Genomic DNA, 26,158 nt, shown 5'->3' on the forward strand with positions numbered 1-26,158 from the left:
TGAGGTTTGGTAAAAATCAGGTTCAACGCAGGCTGTCTTTTACTTATAAAAATGATTTATTAAATGGATTTACATAAAAAAGTAGCTCAGTTTAAACTAAATGTAAATAAATGAAATGATATTTATAATTTTGTAAATAATTGTTCTTAAACGAATGGGCAGATTAATTCAATGTTCAAGATGATGTATTAATCTTATATAAAATAAAGGGTGAATAAATTGCAGATTAGAAAAGCAAGTAAAGAAGATATAGAATCCATAGCCAGAATCTATGTTGATGGTTGGAAAACTACTTACCATGGTTTAGTACCAGACAATTATTTGGAAAAATTGACATATGAGGAAGCAGAGCGAAAATGGCTTCAATTTTTAAATAGTGAAAATGCTCCCTTTATTTATATTGCAGTTAATGATCAAGGAAAAATCATAGGCTTTGCAGCAGGACAACACATGGATAACGACAAATTTACTGGAGAATTATACGCGCTTTATCTGTTTCCGGAATGTAGAGGACTAGGAACAGGAAGGCAATTGGTTTCGGCAGCTGCTAAACATTTTAAAGAAAACAGCATTGATTCGATGCTGGTATGGGTAATGGAACAAAATAATTCCGGGCTTGGTTTTTATGAACGTTTGGGAGGGAAGGAATATCTGCGCAGGAAAAGTGAGTTTGGAGGAAGAGTAGTAGAAGATGTAGCTTATGGCTGGGAAAATATTTCAGTATTATGTATGGAAGTATAATACGGTATCTTGCTAATAGCACTTAAACCAAATTACTTTTGTTTACCAAAAAGATTTGTTTGTTAAAAAACACTCTGCTCATTCTGTAGGAATAAGCAAGAGTGTTTTATTATTAGGATATGGAGCCTACGGGAATCGAACCCGTATTATTTGACTGCCAGTCAAGCGTAATCCCATTATACTAAGGCCCCGAAATATTTTAATAGAGCATGAGGGTTAGAGTTCTTCAACATTTGCACACCATTGAAGTATTCTCCAGCTGATCGATATCCTCATTATTAAATGAAAGATAAGTAAAAAATAAATTGAACAATAACATTATATACTTTTCTCAGGGTTGCATCAAGATTTTTGTTAAAATGATTTCACTGCTTAAAAATAGATGTAGATTAATTGCTTCAACCGTTTTTTAAGCACAAATCTATAGTTTAGCTTTATTGATTTATACGAACGATAAAAATTATTTTTATCAGCAACGAATGACTGCTGTGAGTTCTTATGTGGAGCTGAATGAAGCGCGCAAGCCAATTTTAGAAAAAAATTAAAGAGGGATCTGCTTATGGAGAATAATAAAATGTAATAAATGAAATAAAATTCGCTCTTTATTTATAGATAAAACCATACCAGCTGTACTTAACTGGTACGGTTTTATCTTGGAGAATGTATGATCTCCGCTTATACATCTAAAGGAAGAACTTGCAATAAACTACGGTACCAGCGGGGTCAGTGTATATGCATTAGCCCCGCCTGGAGCTACGGTATTAAATAAAACATTTTTTCTTTCTGGAAATTTAACTGCATAATTTGCTTGATCGATACCGACAATTGTGACAACGCTTGGCACAGGTACACTGTAGGCTGCCACATTCGATGTAAGTGTATGGCTTTCTCTGATAATTTCGCCATCAACCATAATTTGAATCTGATCTTCTGAATCACCAGTGAAATCCCAAATTAACATTCGTGCAGTACCGCCATCAAAGTCGCCGACTGCAAAATCCTGTGCTTCTATGGCTAAATCACTTGTATCATTTAATACAAATCCAGATTCGATTTCAGTTGATGATTGATTTGCAATATCTTCAGCGGCAGCATCCTGTGACACCATTGGGTTAAAGGCAGTACTTCCAATAAGAAATATGATAGAAATGATACCTAATAATTTCCTCGTGAACTTGGCTTCATTTGTCAGTTCTGCCAGTTCGTTTTTCTCAGATGTTTGAGGCTGGTCTTTCAATCCTTTTGGCGATTTGTTTTCTCTGGCAGGCCGTCCGTTATGAATTGCTTCTGGTGTCGGCTCTGTTTGTATGTTTTTTCTATCCTTGTCGTCTTGACGATGCAAATGTGGCCGATTACTCATTATAATTCCCTCCTGGTAACAACAGCCGGGGAAGCAGGGAAACGATGAAACCAGTAGGACATCAAGACCCTGGCCGCAATAAAGCTAATCACACCTAATGTGATCGCAATCCCTTTTGATGGGAAATTATTCTCAGCCCAGCTGTTTAAAAATGTGGCAGCTAATCCTATACCGATCAGCATAAAAAATCCCATTTGCAGGACAGGCCATAAAATTGGCCACTTTTGATAAATCCATCTGAATCCTTCCAGACGAAGGGAGAGATACATTACGAATCCTCCCAGACATATCATCATCGGGTAAAGCGAGCCGACAGGTGTTTCATATTGTAAGATATCCCTGATATCCCTGAGTGCCATCAGAGGGCCAACAATGATGGAAAATCCTATAAGGGCAAAGAAAATATAAAATGCAGTTTTTCCAAATTTCTTCATGCTGTTTCCTCCCTTTTTGCTACATCTTCTGCTTTAATCGTAATCAGTTCTTCCATGGAAGTATCTTCATCATGAGCTAATCGAAGCGCATGCTTGCGAATAGATGCTTCGATTAAATTGCGAACGTAGCGGCCGTTTCCGCTGGTAGGGTCAGCCGCTTCCAGTTTGCACTGCTCCAATACAGCTGCATCAGCTTCATCTGCAATTTTGTACCCTTTTTGATGCAGCATGATTTTTGCGATTTGCAGCATTTCTTCTGCTTTATAGTTCGGGAACAGAATATGGTGGGGGAATCTGGATTTCAATCCTGAATTAGAGTTCCAGAAATCCTCCATTTCTTTTTCATAACCAGCGACAATTACGACCAGATCATCCTTGTTATCTTCCATTGCTTTCACAATTGTATCAATCGCTTCTTGGCCGAATTGATCCCCGGCTAAGCTGTACGCTTCGTCGATGAATAACACACCGCCTCTAGCTTTGTCGATGATTTCTTTTGTTTTCATTGCCGTTTGTCCGACATAACCGGCGACTAAGTCGCTTCTATCTGTTTCCACCAAACGATCAGCCGGTATGACACCCAGTTCATACAAACGTTTTGCAATAATACGTGCGATAGTCGTTTTTCCGGTTCCCGGATTTCCGATAAAGGACATGTGCAGACTTTGACCGCTGTTCTCCGGAAGTCCCATTGCTTTTCTTCTCTCGTTCATAGCAACCTGTGCAAATAGATTTTCCATAAAATCCTTAACCGATTGGAGACCGATAATTTCATGCAATTGTTCCTGTGCCTTTTCCTCTTTTTCAACGGTTGGATCAATATCAAAATCAATCGGCAGCAGCTGAATTAACTCATTATTACTTTCCGGTTCAATATTTGCGATACGAACAGACTGTTTGCGAATAGCCGCTTCTAATTCGTTTCGTACCATACGTCCATTTCCAGTTGCTTCTCTGTCTGCTGCTTGTTTCTTTCTAAATGCTGCTTCAAGCACAGTGTCAACCTCATTGGATAGTAAGAAACCACGCTGCTTTGTTGTTAAATGTAGCATTTGAACGAGCTCAGCCGGCGTATAGTCCGGAAATTCAATATGAAGCGGGAAGCGCGAATATAGTCCGGCATTCGTATCCAGAAGCTTATTCATATCCTCTTTATATCCTGCTAAAATAACAATCAAATTATCTTTATGGATTTCCATTAAGCGGACGAGTTCATTGATAGCTTCTTCTCCAAATCCGCCATTTTCATCCACCAGCGCATAGGCTTCATCAATAAAGAGCACACCGCCTAATGCAGATTCAACCACATCTTTGGTTTTATCCGCGGTTTGTCCGGCATAGCCTGAAATCAGTTCACTGCGGCCTACTTCTACGAGATGACCTTGCTTTAAAACACCAAGTTCTTTCATCATTTTCGCTAGTGTTCGGGCAATCGTCGTTTTTCCAGTTCCGGGATTTCCCGAGAAGACCATATTCAGAACTTGATCAGTTCGTACTTCTAATCCGGCATCTTTTCTCCGTTTATTCGCTAATAGCTGCTTTTCAAGTGTACGAATAATATCCTTCACAGAATCCAGGCCAATATAAGAAGATAGCTCTTTTTCCAAGTCAAATGCTTCTGTTTCTGTCACTCCAAAATCCTCAACTGTAAGCAATTGATAATCCGGATTACTTTCTTCATTTACACGAACTGCCTGCTTTCGGATCGCTTCTTCCAGAACATTACGTACTAATCGACCGTTTCCGCTGTCATTACGTCCCGGGATTTGCCGTCTTTCAAAAAGCTCAATAAGAGAGGCCTTTGCATCAGCATCTACTTTGTAATCGCGTTTTTGTGCAATGAGTTTTAGCATTGTAAACAGCTGTTCAGGCTGATAATCGGCAAATTCAACCTGGAATGGAAAACGGGAAGGAAGACCGGGATTGGTTTTTAAGAAGCCCTGCATTTCCTGTGTGTAGCCGGCAAGAATCACAACAAGATCTTCACGGTAATCCTCCATGCCCTTCACAAGGGTATCAATGGCTTCCAGTCCAAATGTATCATGCTGATTTCTGGAAAGGGCATAAGCCTCGTCAATAAAGAGCACACCGCCTAATGCTTCTTGAATTTTTTCCATTGTTTTCGGTCCTGTCTGTCCGACGTATTCACCTACTAAATCCTGACGGGCTACTTCCACAAGGTGTCCTTTCGATAGGACATCCATTCCTTTTAAAACGTGAGAAATTAATCGTGCTACGGTTGTTTTTCCAGTTCCGGGGTTTCCGGAAAAAATCATATGTAACGTTAAAGGTGTCGTATTTAAACCACTTTCCTTTCGTTTCATTTGTAATTCAACCGTATTTGCCAGCTCATGGACAAAGGTTTTTACCTCAGTTAATCCGATTAAGCTATCCAGCTCTTGAAATGCCTGCTCAACGGACTGAGTATTGGTATCTTCCGGTACAAATAAAGGAGTGTCATGCCCGGTTAAATAAAGTGCATTCTCTCTGTGTTCAATTTTCTCCATGTCACGAAGCTGGTTTCTTGCTCTTAGTGCTGCGAACTGATCAACAAGCTGCACCGTAATCCATTTTTTTAATACACGTCCATATCCTTCTCCTTTTAACGAAAGTTCAGCGAGAAATGGGACAGCGTTTGGTTGGACAGTCACTTGCTTTCCTGTTATCTCCTCTATTTGCTGTAAGGCAGAATCAAACATCTTTTGTGCAATTTGCTCTAGATGTGCTAAGGATAAAGGCTGTGTTGAAAGGACATTGGTCTGATCAATAATGACAGGTGATAAATTCCGTTCCTTCTCTGCTATGAAAATAAGTAAGTGATGTGCTGCATCAATAATCACACCTGCTTCTGTACGAAAATACCCATCTGTAAGGAGTTTTTCCAGATTGGACACTATTTGCTGCGGAGCTTTTTCAAGACCTTTTATAATAATCGTCGCTCCTTCATGTGAGAAGGCACTGGAAAAGTCACGGACAAAATTTGTCTGAATATCTCGTTCACTATAAATGCTCACATCGAGCGTGATAACCTGATGATGCTTTAATAGCTTATAGTGGTGAAGTTCTTTTGTTACAGTCATGACGCCCTCTGTTTTTCCTGTTCCCTGTGGTCCTGTTACTGCAATCGCCTGTGTTTTGCTATCCATTCTATTTCCCAGCATGTATTGCTTTTTAAACCATAAAATAAGCTCTTCAATGTATGTTTCTTGTCCGTAGACCTTTTGCTTGGCAGAGCTTTGTGCAAGGTTAAATAAATGATCTGTGTCATCTTTAGAAGCCCCTTTACGAGCTGGATTTGTTTGCACAGACTGTTTTTGCACTTTGGGCTTTTCTGACACAGGAGCTGTTTGAGGAGGAATATCCTGTCCTATCGATTTTGAAGCGACATTTACTGCCGGGTCCTCAAGATTTGTTGTTTCGTAACGTGCCGTCTGCTGTTGAAGCGAAGTTAATGGCTTTGTATTTTTCTTGAAATCTAATAGTTGAAGTTCAGGTAAAATAATTCTTGACCACTTTTTCCACATTTTTAATATCTCCTTGCATTATTTGTTTTTTATTTCCAGATCGGATGAAACCTGTCAATGGCTGGCTGCTATGGGATCCAGGTTTTCAATATTTAGTCTTGCCGCTGTGTTCCTTTACTTTGGAATATGTATTCATTGAAATTACTTATCATAACTATCTGTTCTTGAAATGGGATTTTTACAGCTGATAAAGACTGTGATGAATTTTTTGATAAAGTGCAAAATAATTCGTCCTGGTTTATGCGGTTCCTTTTTCAGATAATCATTCCGTCCTCGTTAGGTTAACGATATCATTCGTAATAAGTTTAACATATTTTTAGGAATTCTCATCTACTATATTTTAAAATAGTTTCTGTTTAAGAGAAATAGTAGCATTAAATAAGAAATACTTAAGCTGTATGAATAGCTGCAGAAAAAAGGTGCAGATTTGTTTTTTTTCATAGAATAATCCAGTTCGGTAGGGCGAGTAATCGCAAAAGCTCTTCGGTGGGGCGAGTAATCGCAGCCCCAGCCCCAGTCCCAGGTCTTAACTAAGGCTACCACCTGCGGGCTTGGTGACAACCAGGTTTTCTAATGATAGAATGTATGGATGCAGCTTAAAAATTAGAATGCTGAGGACAAACGAAAGCTTTATCCCGTGGAGCATTTCACGATTTTTTGAGATAAAAAATCGTTTGTTTTTTGGCTGGTGGGTTGCATAGCTGAATATTCGGATGCTCTTGTGCAAAGGTACTATTTCTGTCTGATAGGATATTACAAATGCTTGAAGCTGAGCTTATTCATCTTAATTAAACTGATGACAACAAGATATGAATCTAGAGGAGAATCCATTTTGAATAAAAAAGATATTGCAGATATTAAAAAACAATTTAAAGTAAATAACGATTTACTAAAAATACAGGATATTTTTAATGTATATATTATGAAGGAATCGAGTGAAGTCTATCATTATGAAAGTACACCGTTTGAACTGCTGGAGGACGAGCAAAAGGACTTGTTCATGGCGAATTTTAAAAAGGTGCTGACAGGTCAGCTGGATCAGAAGCTGTTTGAGCTTAAATTTCAACACGATGTGGAAGATAGCAGTCAGCTTATTCTTCATAAAGCAATGCTCTCAAATGATACAGCGGAATGGAGGGAGCAGATGCTGGAGCTGGTGGCGAAAATGTTGAAGGATAAACAGTACGAGATGGATATTGTTGTTACCTTTATTCATGGCGAATATGCAAAGCCTGTGAAGCGGACTAATGAAGAGACAGAAGAAAGCGGCAGGGACAGAGTTTATTCGAGTCCTTTTATTTTATGCAGCATCAACAAAACAATGGATCCGAAAAAAGAGCTGCTCTTTGATTATGTGGAAAAAGAATTTAAATATCATTTTGTAGTGGACCCTGTTATTAATTTAAAAGCTCCGATTGGCGGTTTCTTGTTCCCTGCTTTTACAGGCGGAGCTGCGGATGTGAACCACGTGCTTTATTCCGCTTCAAAACCATATGAGCTGGATTATCATTTGATTGAGGAAGTGCTGAATGCGGAGGAAGCGATGACAGCAGAGGATGATAAGATTGTGTTTGAAGAGATTGTCAAGGATGTGGCCGGAGATCAGATGAATACGACAACACTGGCGAATGTGTATGATGAGATTCAGCGTGTTGTTGAAGAAAATGAAGAGCCGGATGTGCCTAAATTGGATTATCGCGATGTAGAAAAGGTGTTAACAAGCAGCGGGGTTCAGGATATTGATCCTGAAAAAGTAGAGTCAGCCTTTAAGAAGGTTATTGATGATGAAAAATATGAGCTGAAGGCAACCAGTGTTGTGCCGAAATATACATCGAAATCAATTAAAATCAAAACAAAAGTTGCTGATATTAAAGTGTGTCCGCAGGATTTGCGTTATGTTCGCCAGACGACATTGGATGGCAAGCTCTGTTTGATGATTGAAGTGGAGGAGAATACCGTGATTGAAGGCTTTGAAATGATTCCGGAAGCTATATTCAATAAAGTAACAGAGGAAGATTAAAATGAAGCTCTGCCATGTACATTTTTAATTGATGCAGACAGTAATCCAAGTCTATGATGAATTGGAGAAGTCTCTTAGTCAAAACTAGACTAAGAGGCTTTTTCACAGTCTTTAAACGTATAACAATAACTTCCCTTATTTGTTGCATTTACAACAATAATGGATTCCTTTATAATAAGAGCTATTATATTTTCGTATTATTTCACGAATGAACCTTGGAGAGGAGATGAATCATGACATTTAAATTAGTAACAGAAGAACAAGATTTACAGAAAGTTTTTGAAATTAGAAAAGAAATTTTTGTGAAGGAGCAAGAGGTAACGGAGGAAGAAGAGTTTGATGAATTTGACTCGCTGGAAGCTCCCTGTGATCATATTTTAGTATATTACGAGAATAAGCCGGTGGGAACAGGCAGAGTGAGATCCGTAGACGGGGTAGGAAAATTAGAGCGGATCTGCATTTTAAAGCCTTACCGTAAATATGGACTGGGAAAGGTTGTTGTAAAGTCCTTAGAGGAAATCGTTTTAGCAAAAGGGTTGACTCATGCAAAACTGCATGGGCAGACACATGCGGAAGGATTTTATAAAAAATTAGGATATGAAACGGCTTCGGATGAATTTTTAGAAGATGGTATTCCACATTATTTGATGGTGAAGCAGTTTTAAGCATTTAGAGGACGATCACTTTGAACACGTACATATCGACATAGCATGTCAAAAGAAATGAGGAGGAGAAATGCAAAAGAAACTAGAAAACAAAGGTGTTATTATTGTTACGCTGGCTACTGCGTTTTTATTAACTTTTTGCCAGTTTCTATTAATCACGTCTTATCCGGCCATTATGAGAGAGTTTCAGATTAATGCTACCGAGGTTCAATGGCTGACAACGATTTATTTATTAACAACCATCGTATTTATCCCATTAACCGGCTATTTATCAAATCGTTTCTCGACAAAGGCGCTGTTAATTTTTTCGCTTCTTTGTATGACGGCAGGTCTGATTGCAGGAGCAATTTCGCAAAGCTTTATCCAATTAATTTTTGCCAGAGCAATTCAAGCGGTGGGAACGGGTGTGATATTACCTGTAATCCAAACGATTTTAATTACGGTATTTCCTAAAGAAAGAAGAGGTTTTGCTCTCGGTCTGCTCGGTGCTGTTGTCAATGTAGCACCAGCCAGTGCACCGTCCTTGACTGGAATGATTATTGATGTTTTCCATTGGCGCATCCTCCATTGGTTTATGCTGCCGCTAGTTTTGCTGATTTTAATGCTGGCCGTTGTTTATATGAAGGATGTATTGAAGAAGCAGGAAGCACGGCTGGATATTCCTTCAGTGCTTCTTTCGGCAGGTGCTTTTTCTTTCTTTATTTTCAGCCTCAGCAATATTAGTATCGCCGGGTTCGATATCGGACTGGTTATTGTCCCCTTTTTAATCAGTGCTGTTTTGCTATACTTCTTTATCCGGCGGCAGTTAACGATTGCGATTCCGGTATTGAATGTCCGTTTATTGCAAAATCGTACTTTTTTGTTGACCGTGGTGCTTATTTTTATCAATATGATGCTCCTGCTGTCTGCTGAAACGATATTACCGATGTTTGCCCAGAATGTCATGGAAACAAGTGCCTTTCTATCTGGCTTTTTATTAGTTCCTGGCACAATCCTTCTTTGCATTGTATCTATTGTATCGGGAAATTTATATGATCGGTTTGGCGGCAGAATTTTAGCTATTATCGGTTTTTCTTTTACATTACTTTCCTTATTACTTATGATAAGTCTGCATATAGATAGTTCGCCGTTCTTAATTATGGTTTATTTCTGTTTCTTTATGACCGGATTTGGTCTGACTTTGATGCCTTTGGTTTCTGTAAGTGTTGATGTATTAGATGAAAAAGAAATGGCGCATAATTCGGCGATTGTTAATACGGTTCGTCAATTAGGGATGGCTTTTGGAGTGGTTGTCCTGACGACAGTAATCAGTGTAACCACTTCTGCAATGGATGCGCCCGAGCAGGTGGGAACTTATTGGGGCACAACATATGCATTTATTATTATGGCAGTACTGGCATTAGCTGGTGTTCTGCTGTCGATACTTATACAGGAAAAAAGGAATAGCAGTGGAATATCGTTTAAAAAGCATAAATGTTGAGTGCAGGACATTTATGCTTTTTAATGGTGTTAAGAAGCTGTTTAGGCTGGAAAAGGAATGTGTTTTCTATGAGATTAAGTGTATTGGATCAATCCCCGATTTCTATGGGGGAAACACCGGAAATTGCATTACAGCATACGTTAGAGCTGGCAAAATGGACAGAAGAGCTTGGTTATCACCGTTTTTGAGTTGCAGAGCACCATAATACAAATGGACTTGCCATTTCTGCTCCGGAAATAGTGATGACAAGAATTGCCTCTGTAACAAGTCGTATTCGTGTCGGTTCCGGTGGTATTTTGCTGCCGCAGTACAGCGCTTATAAAGTTGCAGAGATTGCCAAAACATTAGCGGCATTTTTTCCAGATCGAATCGATATTGGTGTTGGAAATTCCCCGGGAGGTTCTCCGCAGACAAGGGCTGCGCTGTTAGATAATCCAAGCAGGAATTCAGCTGAATTTCCCAGACAGGCTGCTGATTTGCAAGGATTTTTGCATAATTCATTGCCGCGGGGGCATGATTTTCGTTTAGTAAAAGCCAGTCCACGTATTGCACAGGTGCCGCCGCTTTGGCTGCTGGGTTTATCAGATCGCAGTGCAAAACATGCAGCGAAACTGGGGACAGGCTTTGTGTTTGGGCATTTTATCTATCCGGAAAATGGTGTGAAAGCACTTCAAACGTATCGGGATAACTTTTCACCATCTGTTACGATGGAAGAGCCGGAGTCTATCGTCTGTATTTTCATAGTCTGTGCAGAGACGGAAGCGGAAGCGGAGGAGCATGCGCTCACGCAGGATAAATGGTTACTGAATGTCAGTAAAGGACTGGGAACAAAAGTAACATCTTCAAAGGATGTTCGCAGAAATAAACAAAGTCAAGAGGATAAGCAGATGATAGAGAGGAATAGAAGCCGATGTATTATTGGAACGCCGGAAACAGTGAAAAAGCAGCTGTTAGAATTACAGGAGAAATATCAGGTCGACGAATTTATGGTCATCAATAATATTTTTGATTTCGAAGCGAAGAAAAAATCCTATCGCCTGCTGGCGGAGGCAATGCTCTAAAGCATAGAAGCAAAGATTATTTACTGTATCTGTGTTTATAGGCGTGTAATTTGAAAAGGTAAATGATTCAAGCCGCTCCGACTCGTTTCTGCAGGAATATTTTCCAGACGAAAAAGTCTTGGCGGCTTTGGGGTGAGGATGCTTGTCATTTCTTAATATTTGGAAGCGTTGGAATTTTAGGGGGTGCTCCCGGAACAGCTATTTCTTCAGTATGCCTAAATATGCTTGCCAGGGGCCGACATCTGAACGGTATCTTTCAGCCATTACCCGGACGATTTGGGAAATATGTGTTAAATCATGTACTACCCATGTGGAAAGTAATTCACTCAACGCTACGGTGCCAAATTCCGGGTGATTTCCGGTTAATTTAAGGTGTGTTTCAGGCTGAACAAATTCTTTCAGTTTAATTATATTTTCTGCCCGTATCGCATTGAATTCATGCAGCTTTTGTTCTATCGGTCTTTGCTCGGTTTTATTTAAGTGGGCATAGCGGTCAAATGGAGGGAATGGTTTATTCTCTCCCTCTTGAAGAATCGTTTTTAGTCGAGGTATCCAATTATGTTTTTCGGCTTCAATAAGATGCTCTATCACTTCAGCGGCATTCCAGGTTCCTTCCCCTTCATTGCATTCAAGCCACCCGCAAGATAATCCGGATAAAAGAGCTGTTAATGTTTTCGGGGAGCGTTCTAATATTTCCATAGCTTCTTTCATATCAAAATTCATTCTAATACCCCTTCCTATGTTTTTTACAATCAGCTTTGCTTCCTGCGCTTATAGGGAAAGCCGCAGAGATTTGTTTCTTCTAAACAGGGAGCGGGTATCCCCTTCTATCTGATAAATACTATACAATCGACAGGCGCTGGTTCATGACGAATGCTCCAGAGCTGACTCTTTCTGATCCTGCCCTAAAGTGCGATTTGGATCAGAATCTTACGAAGAGTATTGCTGTCAGATTCCCCCCTGCTGTAAAAGTCTGGATTCAATTCTTTCAACGATTTTCAAAGTGATTTTGATCGATAAGTGACACACTCTGACAATTCTATTTTCAAGATAATCCAGTACATGGAGAGGATATAAAGTTTTTCTGATCTCTCTTTATTATAACGGTAAAGAGGGAGACTGCAATATAACAATGAATACTGTTTGGTAAGTATTTTGATATACCGCTCTCATTTCAAGTCAATTGGTTTACAGAGACCAGGAAGTTGACTATAGTAAGAAAGAAAATAATCTTTTCTGGATAGTCAGGGGTTTTTATATGAAGAGAAAAGTTTGGAAGGACAAACGTTATAAGGCTGCTAACAGGGAAGCTCTGGCCGGAATTGGTCTTGTAATGTTTAATTTTTTCTGGTGGTTTGGATTTGCTTATGGATTGGGGAGCAAATCTCCAGAATCCTATCATTACATATTCGGTTTTCCCGCGTGGTTTTTCTTCAGCTGCATTCTTGGATTTGCTGTGATGATGGGCTTGACCGTATTTGTAGTTAAATTCTTTTTTAAAGATATGTCTTTAGAAGCAGAAGGGGAAGAATAGCAGAAGGATATTTCATTTTAGATATATCAAAGGAGAAGGGACATGAATTGGGAAGCAGTTTTACCACTATTTATCTTTATTGTGATTGTTTTTATAGTTGGAATTTGGGCTGGAAAATTTGTCAGCCGCTCTGATTCATTTCTACAGGAATATTTTCTTGGAGGAAGAAGTCTCGGCGGATTTATTTTGGCAATGACACTTGTAACAACCTATGGAAGTGCGAGCAGTTTTCTAAGCGGCCCGGGAACAGCCTATAATGAAGGGCTTGGCTGGGTGCTGCTATCAATGACGCAGCTTGCAACAGGTTATTTTGTATTGATGGTCCTTGGCAAACGTTTCGCTATTGTCACAAGAAAGTATAAAGCAGTTACAATTGTTGATTTTTTAAAGGAAAGATATCAATCGAAATGGGTTGTGATTCTTTCCGCAGCCAGTATTTTGATTTTCTTATTCTCAGCGATGTCGGCACAGTGGATTGGCGGAGCACGCCTGATTCAATCATTGACAGGCATATCGTATTTTACGGCATTATGTATTTTTTCACTTGCAGTTTTAGTATATGTTGTTGTCGGCGGGTTTCGGGCAGTAGCTATTACAGACGGAATCCAGGGTATTATTATGTTTATGGGGACGCTTATTTTACTTGTGGCAGTCATTAGTGCAGGGGGCGGTGTATCTCAAATTATGAATGATCTGGCTGCAGAGAATCCCAATCTTATTACACCATTTGGTGCAGATGGAGGTTTGACACCTGCTTATGTCTCTTCCTTCTGGGTATTAGTCGGTGTTGGTGTTGTTGCCCTGCCGCAGATTGCTGTTCGTGCGATGTCCTATAAAAATGCAAAGGCGCTGCATCGCGGTATTATTATCAGCACTTTTGTTGTCGGTTTTATTATGTTAAATATGCATTTAATTGGTGTATTTGGCAGGACAATACTTCCTGGTATCGAAATTGGTGATACCGTCATGCCGGAGTTAGCCCAGGCTGTTTTACCGGGGTGGGCAGCAGGGATTGTGTTGGCTGCCCCGATGGCTGCAATTATGACAACGGTCAATTCGTTATTGTTAATGGTAAGCTCTGCGATTGTAAAAGATGTTTATCTAAACTATGTTCGTCCCGATGCAAGTGATAAGATAATTCGTATGTGGAGTATGGGGGCAACTGCCTTAATAGGTATCGTCGTTGTTGTAATGTCGCTGCAGCCGCCTGATTTAATTATTTGGCTGAATTTATTCTCGATGGGCGGTTTGGAGGCCGCTTTTATCTGGCCGATTATTCTCGGACTTTATTGGAAGCGAGGGACCCGGTATGGAGCGATTGCTTCGATGCTTACAGGTGTCATCAGCTATATTATTTTTGAAACATTTTATCCGCAGCCGTTTGGCATGCATTCTGTTGTGACATCTATGCTTCTGGCTTTGGTAGCATATGTTTCAGGGAGTCTATTGTCTAAAAAAGAAATGATATCAACGTAAAATAGTATAGAAGCAGACAGGAGAATCAATAGGAGGCTTTATGGATTATTGGAAAAAGGATGCGGTGGAACATTTCCAGGGTGAAGAAGAAGTTTTGCTGCCGTACTGAAGTGATTATTATAAGGGGGAAAGGTGATTATATTGAAAAAAGTTATTCTTTTGATTACAGTAGTGTTGCTATTGTTTTTATTTAGTATCTTTACTTTTTCCAGTCCTTCTGAGAATCTGTCGAATGATAAGGGCGAAAATAACACCAGTACATTTGAAGATGAAGAGAGTACATTACTAGGGTATTATTTTCATGGGTACATTGATATGCGTGAGCCGTTTGAAAGCTTTGATGAAGCATCAACGTATATGTATTATATGAATAATTATTTAGAAGACTATTTAAATCAACAATTTGTTTTAACAGAGGGCAGCCATGCAGAAAATGAAGCGTATATCCGTTATTTCGAGCAATTGGAGGATCCGGTATATCCGATTTTCTTTCAGAACAAATACGATTTGAATAATGGGGAGTATGTGAAGGTGACATTTAAGGGAGGAATAATGGAATCTCATCCGGCACAAATTGGAGAAGTAACGGATGTTGAAGTAGTGAATTTTACGGAATAATATTTTTTAACAGCTGCGTTTGGCAGGGCAAGGCACAGTAGTTTGTGTTGGGTAAAATAAATACATATGTTTTATTAACTTGATGTAAGTGAAAAAGTGCTGATGGAAGGATAAGATTCCTCCATCAGCACTTTTCATATTTTCTCAGCTAAGTCAATAAAATAATCCAGGCTTCCCGGATTAATCAGGGAACCTTTATTAATAACAGTCGCTGCATCCTGTCCCATCAGAATTTTTTTAACGGGAATTTCGACTTTCTTGCCATTAAGTGTTTTAGGAAGCTCTTTTATTTCATAAATATGTGTCGGTACATGTCTTGGCGAGCAGTGGGTACGGAGCTGCTGCTTAATTTCCTGTTTAAGGTGTTCGGTCAATTCTTCTCCATCTTTCATCACAACAAATAACGGTGTAATGGAATCACCATTACCTTTAGGCAAGTCAACCATTAAGCTATCATCAATTTCTTCAACATGATCCACTGCACGATAAATTTCACTCGTTCCAATGCGGATACCGCCCCGGTTAATGGTAGCATCGGATCTACCGTAAATGATAGCGGTATTTCTAGCCGTTAATTTTATATAATCTCCATGGCACCAAATTCCTGGAAAGGTATCAAAATAACTATGATACATCCGTAGCCCAGATTCATCATTCCAGAAATAAATCGGCATACTTGGAAATGGGGCAGTTAAGACAAGCTCGCCAATTTCATTGATTAAAGCATTGCCATCTCTATCAAAGCTTTCTACTTTCGCTCCAAGTCCTGCACATTGGATTTCACCAGCATATACCGGGAGCGTAGGGGTGCCAAGCAAAAAGGCTGTACATACATCAGTGCCGCCGCTTACAGATGATAACCAAATATTATCTTTTACATGGGTATAGCACCACTCAAACCCTTCTGGAGAAAGCGGGGAGCCTGTAGAGCTGATATTTTTCAAATGAGATAAATCAAAATTACTTTTAGGCTTGAGATGTTCATTCATACAAGCAGTTATAAAGCTGGCACTGGTGCCAAATACATTCATTTTTGTCTGTTCGGCAAGCCGCCATAAAATCTGCTTGTCAGGATATACAGGGCTGCCATCATAAAGGATAATCGAGGCTCCTGTCAACAACCCGCCGACAAGGAAGTTCCACATCATCCAGCCGGTTGTTGTAAACCAGAAAAAGCGTGAACCTGCGCTTAAATCCATATGCAAATGGATAGCCTTTACATGTTCTAATAAGATTCCGCCCTGACTGTGGACAATCGGCTTCGGTTTTCCTGTTGTTCCAGAAGAGTATAATACCCACAGCGGGTCATTAAAGGCGACGGGAGTATAAGTCATTTCCAGCTTTTCTTGACGGGCTGTTGCATCATTCCAGGAAATTGGGTGGACACATGCACTGAAATCGGCTTCGTTATTTAGATAAGGAATAGTTATTGTTGCTTTTAAGGAAGGGAGTGCAGTTTGCAGCTCTTTAACAACGTCTAATCTATTAAACTTCTTCCCATTATAAGAATAGCCGTCGACAGTAATCATTGCTTTTGGCTCTATTTGCTGAAAACGTTCCATGACACTTTTTGTTCCAAAGTCAGGGGAAGCGCTGGACCAAATGGCTCCTAAGCTTGCCGTTGCCAGGAAAGCAACAACAGTTTCATAGATGTTTGGCGCATAGCAGACAACACGATCTCCTTTTTGAATCCCTTGCTTCTGCAGTGTTTTTTGAAGAGCAGCAGTATCCTGATAAAGTTTTTCCCAGGAAATCTCCTGCAGCTTTCGAGTTTCCGATGTATGAATAATAGCCGGGCTGTTTAGTGCCTTATTTCGGAATACATGCTCTGTATAATTGATCGTTGCTTCAGGAAACCATTTTGTTCCGATTATCTGATTACCTGAGCGAACGGACTGATAAGGATCGTGCGACTGGATTTTAAAATATTCCCAAATGGATTCCCAGAATGTATTGAGATCCTCGACAGACCATTTCCATAAAGTATGATAATCCTGTGTGTGGATTTGTTTATGTTCCTGTAACCAAGTACGGTAGGAAGTGATGTTTGACTGTTCCATTTGTACATTGTCAGGTTTAAAAAGTAAAGTGCCTTCTTGTACACTCATCTGTAATCCCCCTTCAAATACTACGATACTATTATTATAAGAAAACGCTTTCTGACCGTAAAGAAATTGGAATGGAAAAATATATGTTTCTGAGCTGATATCCAGGGAGCAGTATGTTATTTTTTATTTTAAATGACTGTCAAAAAAGCTAATTCAGGAGCAGATGCCCTGAATTAGCTGATATTAGTCTGTGGTGAGATCGGTTTTGGATTTGGCAGCCTGTGTCATCTGATGCCAAACAGAACCTTTTGCCTGTTCACCGCCTTCAATACGTTCCAGAGCTAATTTTATCTGCATACGAACCTCGAATTCCGGCTCATCAGCAGCGGCTTCTTGAAGGGCAGGGATAGCAGATTCATCTCCAACCTCATATAAAAACATGGCCCCGCGCCAACGGACAATCCGGCTCTTATCCTTTAATGTTTCAATCATGCCAGGGATAGCCTCTGTGAAACCTAAGTCAGAGATACAATCTCCTGCGGTTCTACGGACATTGACGGCTTTATCAGCTAAAGCTTCATACAGTAATGGCAGTGCTGCTTTATCCTCCAGCATGCCCAAATAAGCTGTTGCCAGTCGGCGGATAGATGCTTTTTCATCGTGGATAGCTTTTTCCAGAAGGGCAAGATCGTCCAGTGTCGGGTCTAAACGGTCCAGGGCAGCATAGCGTTCACGCCAATCAGGGTTATCCAGTTTTTCAATTGGGACATGCTGATAGTAGTTCGTTGCGCTGCCTGCACTTTTATCTGTTTGCAAAGCCATTTTTACAAGTGTATCCAGCCGCTCCTGATCAAAGCTTGCTTTTAGCTCTTCCACAACATCATGTCCGATTTCCTCCAGATTTCCATAGCGCGGATGCTGTTCTTCCCATTTCCGGTCCATAATAACATTTTCAGAAGCAGGAGAAGCCTCCATTACTGCATTGGAAAACCGTTCTGGCAGCCCGAAGCGCTCTTCTCTGTCTCCTTCCTCCAGCTTTACTTGCATGGGAATTCCTAAAAATGTTTGGATAAAAACATGAACCTCTCCAAATGTATCAGCAGGTGCTTCAGCGGCATTAGAAAGTTCATCTGCCTGATTGAAAGCCTCCTCTGTCCCTAATACTTTCCGGACTTGCGGTAGCAGTTCTTCCCATGGTGTTTTCGGATTCCGGGCCAAAGCAATAAAATCGACAACCCGATAGATATTTTTAACCCCTTCCAGTGTGAAAAGCTCCTGCACATATTTCGGTGCATGAGCTAAATCATCCTTGTCACTGTAATTATATGTTTCATCAGGGGGTAAGGTTTCATTTACATTGATTTTCATCGAATGCGGGCTGGGTGTTGGTTCTATAGAAACAATTCTCATTTAATAACCCCTTTAATGACGGTATTCTTCCATCACTTTGATTAATTCACGTAGATAATCCGGTAAATCTGGCGGTCTTCTGCTTGATACAAGATGACTATCAGAAACAACAGGCTCATCTATCCATTTTGCACCAGCATTGGTCATATCATCTTTAATTCCCGGTGTGCTGGTTACTGTTCTGCCTTCTAAAATATTGGCAGAGATTAATACCCAGCCGGCATGACATATTTGACCGATTGGCTTTTTATGCTCATTCATATGCTGAACAAGGCTGATAACCTCAGGGAAACGGCGAAGCTTATCTGGGGCCCAGCCTCCGGGAACCAGAATGGCGTCATAATCTTCTGGATTCACTTCTGAAAAAGCATAGTCTGATTCAGCAGGAACACCGTATTTTCCAATATATTTCTGATTGGCAGCTTGTCCGACTAAATCTACCTGAGCACCTTCTTCACGCAGACGGTGAACAGGATACCATAGTTCCAAATCTTCAAAATCATGATCGACAAGTGCGATAACCTTTTGATTCTGTAAACGCAAAATAATCCCTCCATTCTGTATAAAATAAGTGTAACAGACTGGTATCAAAATGACGATTAGAAAGGTTTTTATGCTTAAAATACAGTATATGATGGAAATCAAAAAATACCATCACCTCAACAGTTAGAAGTGATGGTATCATCTTACACTTATGAAAAAGCATCCTGTACAGCTACATATTGATAATTTAAATCATTTGCAACAGCTTCATTGGTGACATGGCCATTCATGACATTCACACCGCTGGCGATAGGAGCATTGTTTTGAATAGCTTTTTCTACTCCTTGTTTCGCAATATTCATTGCATATGGTACAGTTACATTCGTCAGTCCGACTGTTGCTGTACGCGGAACAGCACCAGGAATATTGGCAACTGCATAGTGAAGGACATTATGCTTTACATAGATAGGATCTTCATGAGTGGTCGGATGGTCAACTGTTTCAAAGTTACCCCCCTGGTCAATTGCCACATCAACAATAACACTGCCCGGCTGCATGGATTGAATCATTGCTTCTGTGACAAGCTTCGGCGCTTTTCTGCCTGGAATTAATACGGAACCAATCACAAGGTCAGAATCTCTGACTGCTTCTTCAATATTAAATGGATTAGACATTAATGTTTGAATACTGGACCCGAAAATCTCTTCTAATTCACGGAGACGCTGCGGGTTTAAATCAATCATTGTAACGTCCGCTCCGAGACCAATAGCTACACGTGCTGCATTCGTACCAACAACACCGCCGCCGATGACGGTTACTTTTCCTCGTTTTACACCGGGAACTCCGCCAAGCAAAATACCTTTTCCACCTTTGGATTTCTCTAAATACTGTGCGCCAAGCTGTGTAGCCATTCGTCCGGCTACCTCGCTCATCGGTGTCAGAAGTGGAAGCGTTTTGCCTATCGCAATGGTTTCATAGGCAATGGCTGTCACTTCCTTGTCGACCAATTCCGCTGTTAACCTTGCATCAGCAGCCAAATGAAGATAAGTAAACAGTACCAGCCCTTTTCGGAAGTACGGATACTCTGATTCCAAAGGCTCTTTTACCTTCATGATCATATCCGAACGATCCCAGACGTCCTTTGCCTCTGTAATAATTTCTGCTCCTGCCTGCTTGTATTCTTCATCTGTAAAGCCGCTTCCCAATCCTGCTTCTGATTCAATCAGAATGGTCTGTCCGGATTGAATCAGGTTAATCACTCCAGCCGGTGTCATCGCGACACGGTTTTCATTGTTCTTTATCTCTTTGGGAACTCCAATAATCATGTTCATTCGCCCCTTTGTTTATCTTATCGTTTATATTTATAATGATAACGCTTTCTTTGTGGAGTTTCATTATGAAAATAAATGAATTGAGACCGTAGCGTTTGTGTATTTACACAAACGCTACGGTCTCCCCAGTTTATCGGCTAATAATTCTAAATAAACCGCTATTTTTTGATGCGGGTTTTTCAAATCAAGATGGCTAATTTCGTAAATTCTTTTTAAACGGTAATTCATTGTGTTCGGATGGATAAACAGAGCCTTTGCTGTTCGATGAACATTTGAGTCGTTCTCCAAAAATTTTTCTAAAGTATACAATAAATTACTTTGCTGACGTTGATCATACTGCTGCAGCTTGTAAATGTACTTATTTGTATGCTGCCGCTTTTGACGATGTCTATTCAGCATATCTATCCACTGAAAGATGCCTAAATCTTCATAAAGAAAACAAGCGTCGAGTTGATTAGGAAATTGTTTTTGTAATGAAAGACCCTGGAGTGCTTCTTCATAAGCACGTGTCATATCTTTTGCTGAGCTATAAATCTGGCTTGCTGCACCATACATGGAAGTCAACTGCAGCTGTATGCTTATTTTTTCCTGAAACTGGCTGATAAATTGATGAATCTTATCAGATGTATCATCATCCTTCCATAAACGCACTAATAAAATGAAATCCTGATCATCAAATAAACGGAAGATAGTATTGACCTGCATGACTGTTTCTGAAAGGTAATAGGCATGCTTTTCAATTTGCGGCGTGATTTCATCTTCAAATCGGAAGACAACGATAGCCAAACCGTCCTGCAGCTGGATATTGAATTGTTTTTCATAGGATTGAATGATGCTTGTGTTGACAAAATCTGCTGTTAACAATTGCCAGAAAAAATCCTTATACGCTTGTTCCGTGTTTTTTCTATCAGGCAGCTTTTGTAAAATAAACTTTTTCACTTGTTGAGCCGCCTTTTTCAGGGCTTCCAAATCATCTGCAGCATATTCCTTGTTTCCAGTATGTGCCCAAATAAATCCTAATATTTCATTATTCTTCCAGATGGAAATAGCTATCCGATTCCCAAGCCCAATTTCCTTAATTTCAGGAATAATAACAGGCTGATCGTTATCAATCAGCTTAGGCATTGCTCCGTTTTTCCATAATCCGTTGATGACTTTATCAGGGACTTTCCGGTTCATAATCGTACCTATTCGGGCTTGATCAATATTTTCTGTATGTTTGCTATAGGCTAAAACATAATGATTGGCATCCTCAATGGTGATGGGACATGCTAATACCTCGCTAATTGTATCGGCGAGACTATCTAAATTAGAAAAGGGCTGCTGCAAAGATAATATTTTATTATTTTTTGGATTAGAAGGCTCCATGAGATGTACTCCCTTATAAGAAATATTCATATGAAGTATATTGTTATATTCTTTTGAATAAATTCAATAATTTGTATACTTGCTTTTTCTTGTTAAAATAACTATCATTTTCCATAAGTAGTCTTTTAAATACAGAATACAGGTACTATCTTTATTTTAGTATATACATAAAAAGATTTCACCTGATAGTTTTGAAATGCAAGGAACAAGGGGGAAGAAATAGATGAGAAAAATAATGAAAATTTTCGTAATTGCAAGCGCGTTCATCGGAGTGATTGTCGGCGCGGGATTTGCTTCAGGGCAAGAGGTACTGCAGTATTTTACAAGTTTTGGAACACTTGGTATTCTGGCTGCCTTTGTTTCAACGGTGCTCTTTGCATATGTTGGTATGATGCTTGTCTGGCTGGGAAGCAGAGCGCAGACATCATCTTATAATGAAGTCATTTATAAGATTAGCGGTAAATACTTTGGCTTTGTCGTGGATTGTGTGCTTGTATTTACCGTATTTGGTGTAGGGGTTGTAATGCTTGCCGGTGCAGGAGCAAACCTTAATCAGCAATTTGGGCTGCCCCATGTTGTCGGTGCCATTCTGATGTCTGTATTAGTTCTCTTAACTGGCATGCTGAAAGTGGATAAAGTTGTTGCCGTTATTAGCAGTATCACACCATTTTTAATTTTATTTGTTATTTTAATTTCTATTTATAGCTTTTGGACAATGGATAGCTCTTTTTCCGAGCTAAATAACGCGGCGAGAAGCCATGGGCCGAATTTTCCGAATTGGTTTATCGCAGGATTAAACTATGCTACGTTCAATACATCGGTTGGTGCAGCAATGTCTATTGTTATGGGGAGTGCAGAGAAGGATCGAAAAACAGCTGCCATTGGTGGATTAGTAGGCGGAATCGGGCTGGGTGTGTTAATTCTTCTTAGTCATTTTGCGATTTTTGCTAAGATTGAAGAGGTTGGGAGCTTGGAAATGCCGATGTTGGGCATTGTAAATAATATTTCGCCGGTATTGGGTATTTTGATGGCGCTTGTGCTATTTGGAATGATTTTTAATACAGCAATCAGTATGTTCTTTGCATTTGTTGCCAGATTTGCAAAAGTAGAAACGAAGAAATTTAATATTATTTTAGCAATCACGTTAGTAGCAGGGTTTATTTTAAGCTTTGTCGGCTTTACAGACCTGGTTTCTAAATTTTATACATTGATTGGCTATATGGGATTAGCATTGATAGTTGTACTGATTATTACACCGTTTAGATTGAAAAATATTGATTTTGAAGATAAGTGATGCATCAACGAAACTTCAATCAGTGGAAGTTTTACGGATGGTTATCTGTGATAAAATAACATGAAAAAACGTATGGAGTACAAGAGAAAAAGCTTGTGTAAATTATTTGCTTTCACTTCTCTTATCCATACGTTTTATCATGGAGCTGCAGATTATTGGAATAGTTTTTTTAATTTGGCGACGAGCCCTTTTGGTGTATCATCAGTCTTTGCTGCTTTCTTCTTTTGTACGGGTACGTCTTCAATATCTCTAAGGTAGATATGCTCTATCTCTACAGCATGGGAATAGGTGAGTACCAAACCAATCTCTGTATCGTTTTCCGGGTTGCTTACAGTTGTATGGGGGATGGAAAATCGATCAGCCAGCTCCTTTTCTTCTTTTAAAAAACGGTATGAAATATTTCCATTTAATAAGAGCTTTGTCTTTGGATGCTGCTGCAACTGCCGTTCTAATTCATCGAGCCCCCTGTTAGCCATAACCTCTCCAACTGTTAAGACAAAGGCAATGCGTTCACGCAGTGTTCCAAGATATTTCTTCCGCTCACTATCCTTTGGCAGACGTGTTCCATACATCCCTTCCTGCAGGTAATCATCTACATTTTTTTGATCCATTCCATTTCATCCTTTTTTACATCTTCTTTAAATACATGTTCAAAATGAATACATTCCTTGTGAGTATCTAATGGGTTTTTTGAACATTATCTTAAAAAGCGATTCTCCATCTAATGTACCTTATTGTATGGAGGCAAGCAAAGAAAATCATCCGTATTTCCTATTTTTTAGACTGCTGCATACGAGGTAATTTAATAAATAGTATTCAAAATGATGCGAAGCTTATTATAAAACATGTTAAGATAAGATTAACGCTAAGTTAAAAGTATGTGTTCAAAAGGTTTGTAGATGGTGGTTTCTGCTGGTGAAAGCGTCCTGGTTTTATATGCAGGCTTCTCACGTGTTGAGGTGATTTTTGCTCCTTCAATACGGTGTGGCCTGCTTTAACAGAAGTTCTTGTAAACTGTTCAATACGTAAGTAGCATCGCCACGGAAAATAATTGCTCCCTTTGAACCCCCTTTAGAAATATATTGCCGAAATGAGGGATTATTATGCAGGTATATGCTAGAAAGCCAATGAAGCTCCATCATGATATTTCACTAATCGATGGTTTTGATTTTGGTGTAAGCGGAAGAACAGGGGCTTATGTCATTGAAGCGGATCAGCTTACAATTGTTGAAACAGGTCCAAGCCCTTCTGTGCCTTATATCAAGAAAGGGTTAGAAGCGTTAGGATATTCGTTTGCAGATGTCAAACATATTATTGTGACACATGTTCATTTAGACCATGCCGGTGGAGCGGGGCGCTTATTAGAATGCTGTCCTCATGCCACTTTATACGTTCATCCAAGAGGAAAGAGGCATCTGGCTGAACCTAACAAATTGGCAGCTGGAGCCCGGGCGATTTATGGAGAACGCTTTTCAGAATTATATGATCCGATTGTTCCGGCTGCTGAAGAAAGAATGGTGGAGAAAACAGAGGGAGATACCTTGCAAATTGCGGAAGAACGGATATTAGAGTTTTGGGATACTCCGGGGCATGCCAGACATCATTTGGGCATCTATGATCCGGTAAGTAATGGCATGTTTACAGGTGATACGGCTGGAATTCAGTATGAACAGTTATTTCCGCATGGAGTGAATTTCTTTTTACCATCTACTTCTCCCAATCATTTTGATCCGGCGGCCATGAAAAAGTCCTTACAGAGGTTCCGTGAGAAGCAATTGGATTATATCTATTTCGGCCATTTTGGAGAAACCGATTTAGTGGAAGAAGCTCTAAAACAGGCAGAGTCATGGTTAGATATTTTTGTGAAAGAAGCAGAGGCTGCCGTTGCAGAAGGACAAGGCTATGATGAGATTGCCGAGCGTTTGCTGGTATATGTCCAATCAGAGCTTCGGGAGCAAGGAATTGATGATGCGCATGAAGTCTATCAGATGATTCATGTAGATTTACAATTAAGTGCGCTTGGCATGGTTGATTATTTACAGAAGAAGTAAGTATATGTATTTCTTTCATATACGCGAAGAAGTGTCTTCTTTAGATCAAAAAAAGAAAAGGAGTGCACTGGAGCACTTCCTTTTCAACTGTCATAAGAGAAGGGTATGAATAAAAAATGCGAAAAAAATTACGCATTATTACTGTTTTTTTATTAGGTTTAATCATTGGGCTTTTTTTAATGCCGCAATTATTTGGCACGTTCGATGCTCCTGTTTTTCCATTCTTTGATTGAACAAGAAGTTTACCGGATTTATAAGCTTATTTCCAGACTTACTGGACAATGGTCACTGCCAAGTGTACCCGAGTGAACCTCCATGTGTGCCAGATATTTTTCCAATGGGCTGGAAACAATAAAGTAATCAATGCGCCAGCCGATATTTCTTTCACGGATTGTTTTCATGTAGGACCACCACGTGAAAATGTCATCACGTTCAGGATAGAAAAAACGTAATGTATCCGTGAAGCCATTAGCTAAAATTCGCGACATTTTATCACGTTCCTCTTGCGTAAAGCCAGAGTTGCCATGGTTCGTTTTATCATTTTTTAAATCGATTTCCTGATGGGCTACGTTTAAATCTCCGCAGTAAATAACCGGTTTTTTCGTATCAAGCTCCTGCAAGTAAGCAAACATCTTATCCTCCCATTCTAAGCGTTCCTCCAGCCGGGTTAAGTCCCGTTTGGAGTTTGGTGTGTATACATTAACGATGTAAAATGCCGGATACTCCAATGTAATAATTCTTCCCTCTGGTTCTATTTCCCGATCCCTAAAGCCATAAGAAACATGGAGCGGCTCGTGTTTGGTAAAAATCGCCGTTCCCGAGTATCCCTTTCGTTCTGCGTAATTCCAGTATTGATAGTAACCTTTCAAATCTAATTCAATTTGTCCTTCCTGCAGCTTTGTTTCCTGAATAGAGAAAAAATCTGCATCTATTTCATGAAAGAAATCTAAGAACCCTTTACGAACGCAGGCTCTGATTCCATTGACGTTCCATGTAACTAATTTCATCTGCTTTTCTTCCTTCCTGATTATCTCCTGATTGTCATTTTATCATATTTGGCTGTGGAATAGAGACTGTCCGACCGAGTTTAAAATGAATGCAGTTCTCTTGCGGCTTCATAAAGGCACTTCACGGTTTTGGCAGATAGCAATAACCTCACTCTATACTCATAAAAATAAATAACAATCCCCAACAAATAAAGAATTTTAAATTTCATAAAGAAAATAGTTGTCTTTCTTGTGTATTATACATATAATACAC

General features: G+C 39.7%; 20 protein-coding genes, 1 tRNA gene and 1 pseudogene. 10 read left to right on the forward strand and 12 right to left on the reverse strand.

The window, feature by feature from the left end:
* Positions 1-210 precede the first annotated feature (210 nt).
* Complete coding sequence (locus FLK20_RS08105; RefSeq protein WP_227994920.1) at positions 211-741, forward strand: GNAT family N-acetyltransferase; 531 nt, start codon at positions 211-213, stop codon at positions 739-741.
* Between the two features lie 120 nt (positions 742-861).
* Here FLK20_RS08105 and FLK20_RS08110 read toward each other — a convergent pair.
* From FLK20_RS08110 to FLK20_RS08125, 4 genes are all read right to left on the reverse strand, one after another.
* A tRNA-Ala gene (locus FLK20_RS08110) sits at positions 862-932 on the reverse strand.
* A gap of 515 nt (positions 933-1,447) precedes the next feature.
* The gene (locus tag FLK20_RS08115) at positions 1,448-2,101 is read right to left on the reverse strand and encodes a hypothetical protein (RefSeq protein ID WP_152656059.1); all 654 of its coding nucleotides are present in this window, start codon (positions 2,099-2,101) and stop codon (positions 1,448-1,450) included.
* On the reverse strand, positions 2,101-2,535 hold the full coding sequence (locus FLK20_RS08120) for a hypothetical protein (protein ID WP_152656060.1): 435 nt from the start codon (positions 2,533-2,535) through the stop codon (positions 2,101-2,103). Before FLK20_RS08120 ends, FLK20_RS08115 begins: the two co-directional genes overlap by 1 nt.
* Positions 2,532-6,059, reverse strand: a complete 3,528-nt coding sequence (locus FLK20_RS08125) for an AAA family ATPase (RefSeq protein WP_152656061.1) — start codon at positions 6,057-6,059, stop codon at positions 2,532-2,534. The genes FLK20_RS08120 and FLK20_RS08125 overlap by 4 nt, the downstream gene beginning before the upstream one ends.
* Positions 6,060-6,891: 832 nt before the next feature.
* On the opposite strand from FLK20_RS08125, the gene FLK20_RS08130 reads away from it, so the two are divergent.
* From FLK20_RS08130 to FLK20_RS08145, 4 genes and pseudogenes are all read left to right on the forward strand, one after another.
* Positions 6,892-8,079 (forward strand): DUF4317 domain-containing protein, encoded by a 1,188-nt coding sequence (locus FLK20_RS08130; protein ID WP_152656062.1) that lies wholly within the window; start codon positions 6,892-6,894, stop codon positions 8,077-8,079.
* A gap of 233 nt (positions 8,080-8,312) precedes the next feature.
* Entirely contained in the window at positions 8,313-8,744 is a 432-nt protein-coding gene (locus FLK20_RS08135; protein WP_152656063.1) for a GNAT family N-acetyltransferase, read from the forward strand.
* A gap of 70 nt (positions 8,745-8,814) precedes the next feature.
* Positions 8,815-10,224 (forward strand): MFS transporter, encoded by a 1,410-nt coding sequence (locus FLK20_RS08140; RefSeq protein WP_152656064.1) that lies wholly within the window; start codon positions 8,815-8,817, stop codon positions 10,222-10,224.
* Between the two features lie 68 nt (positions 10,225-10,292).
* Positions 10,293-11,285: pseudogene (locus FLK20_RS08145) on the forward strand (LLM class flavin-dependent oxidoreductase).
* A 198-nt stretch (positions 11,286-11,483) separates the two neighbouring features.
* Here FLK20_RS08145 and FLK20_RS08150 read toward each other — a convergent pair.
* Positions 11,484-12,008 (reverse strand): DinB family protein, encoded by a 525-nt coding sequence (locus FLK20_RS08150; RefSeq protein WP_152656065.1) that lies wholly within the window; start codon positions 12,006-12,008, stop codon positions 11,484-11,486.
* A gap of 535 nt (positions 12,009-12,543) precedes the next feature.
* Here FLK20_RS08150 and FLK20_RS08155 point away from each other — a divergent pair.
* The 3 genes from FLK20_RS08155 to FLK20_RS08165 all read left to right on the forward strand — a co-directional run bounded on the left by FLK20_RS08155 (position 12,544) and on the right by FLK20_RS08165 (position 14,913).
* A complete protein-coding gene (locus FLK20_RS08155) occupies positions 12,544-12,819 on the forward strand; it encodes a YhdT family protein (protein ID WP_152656066.1) in 276 nt (91 codons plus the stop codon).
* Between the two features lie 42 nt (positions 12,820-12,861).
* Positions 12,862-14,295: a sodium/pantothenate symporter gene (panF, locus tag FLK20_RS08160; RefSeq protein WP_152656067.1), complete on the forward strand. Its 1,434-nt coding sequence runs from the start codon at positions 12,862-12,864 to the stop codon at positions 14,293-14,295.
* A gap of 141 nt (positions 14,296-14,436) precedes the next feature.
* Positions 14,437-14,913: a DUF3221 domain-containing protein gene (locus FLK20_RS08165; RefSeq protein ID WP_152656068.1), complete on the forward strand. Its 477-nt coding sequence runs from the start codon at positions 14,437-14,439 to the stop codon at positions 14,911-14,913.
* Positions 14,914-15,047: 134 nt separating this feature from the next.
* Here the strand turns inward: FLK20_RS08165 and FLK20_RS08170 are convergent, their stop codons facing one another.
* The 5 genes from FLK20_RS08170 to FLK20_RS08190 all read right to left on the reverse strand — a co-directional run bounded on the left by FLK20_RS08170 (position 15,048) and on the right by FLK20_RS08190 (position 21,553).
* Positions 15,048-17,021 carry an acetoacetate--CoA ligase gene (locus FLK20_RS08170; protein ID WP_152656069.1) on the reverse strand — a complete coding sequence of 658 codons (1,974 nt, stop codon included), beginning with the start codon at positions 17,019-17,021 and terminating at the stop codon, positions 15,048-15,050.
* 183 nt (positions 17,022-17,204) lie between these two features.
* Positions 17,205-18,371: a conserved virulence factor C family protein gene (locus FLK20_RS08175; RefSeq protein ID WP_152656070.1), complete on the reverse strand. Its 1,167-nt coding sequence runs from the start codon at positions 18,369-18,371 to the stop codon at positions 17,205-17,207.
* Positions 18,372-18,383: 12 nt separating this feature from the next.
* A complete protein-coding gene (locus tag FLK20_RS08180) occupies positions 18,384-18,914 on the reverse strand; it encodes a type 1 glutamine amidotransferase domain-containing protein (protein ID WP_152656071.1) in 531 nt (176 codons plus the stop codon).
* 149 nt (positions 18,915-19,063) lie between these two features.
* Positions 19,064-20,179 (reverse strand): alanine dehydrogenase, encoded by a 1,116-nt coding sequence (gene ald, locus FLK20_RS08185; protein WP_152656072.1) that lies wholly within the window; start codon positions 20,177-20,179, stop codon positions 19,064-19,066.
* Positions 20,180-20,299: 120 nt separating this feature from the next.
* Positions 20,300-21,553 carry a PucR family transcriptional regulator gene (locus tag FLK20_RS08190; protein ID WP_152656073.1) on the reverse strand — a complete coding sequence of 418 codons (1,254 nt, stop codon included), beginning with the start codon at positions 21,551-21,553 and terminating at the stop codon, positions 20,300-20,302.
* Positions 21,554-21,785: 232 nt separating this feature from the next.
* Here FLK20_RS08190 and FLK20_RS08195 point away from each other — a divergent pair, with 232 nt between their 5' ends.
* A complete protein-coding gene (locus FLK20_RS08195) occupies positions 21,786-22,847 on the forward strand; it encodes a YkvI family membrane protein (RefSeq protein ID WP_152656186.1) in 1,062 nt (353 codons plus the stop codon).
* Positions 22,848-22,999: 152 nt separating this feature from the next.
* Here the strand turns inward: FLK20_RS08195 and FLK20_RS08200 are convergent, their stop codons facing one another.
* A complete protein-coding gene (locus FLK20_RS08200; RefSeq protein WP_152656074.1) occupies positions 23,000-23,458 on the reverse strand; it encodes a YueI family protein in 459 nt (152 codons plus the stop codon).
* Positions 23,459-23,950: 492 nt separating this feature from the next.
* Here FLK20_RS08200 and FLK20_RS08205 point away from each other — a divergent pair, with 492 nt between their 5' ends.
* A complete protein-coding gene (locus FLK20_RS08205; protein WP_152656075.1) occupies positions 23,951-24,898 on the forward strand; it encodes an MBL fold metallo-hydrolase in 948 nt (315 codons plus the stop codon).
* Positions 24,899-25,149: 251 nt separating this feature from the next.
* On the opposite strand, the gene FLK20_RS08210 is transcribed toward FLK20_RS08205, so the two are convergent.
* Positions 25,150-25,905, reverse strand: a complete 756-nt coding sequence (locus FLK20_RS08210) for an exodeoxyribonuclease III (RefSeq protein ID WP_152656076.1) — start codon at positions 25,903-25,905, stop codon at positions 25,150-25,152.
* Between the last annotated feature and the right edge of the window lie 253 nt (positions 25,906-26,158).

The organism is Oceanobacillus sp. CFH 90083 (genome assembly GCF_009389585.1).
GTDB lineage: Bacteria > Bacillota > Bacilli > Bacillales > Amphibacillaceae > Oceanobacillus.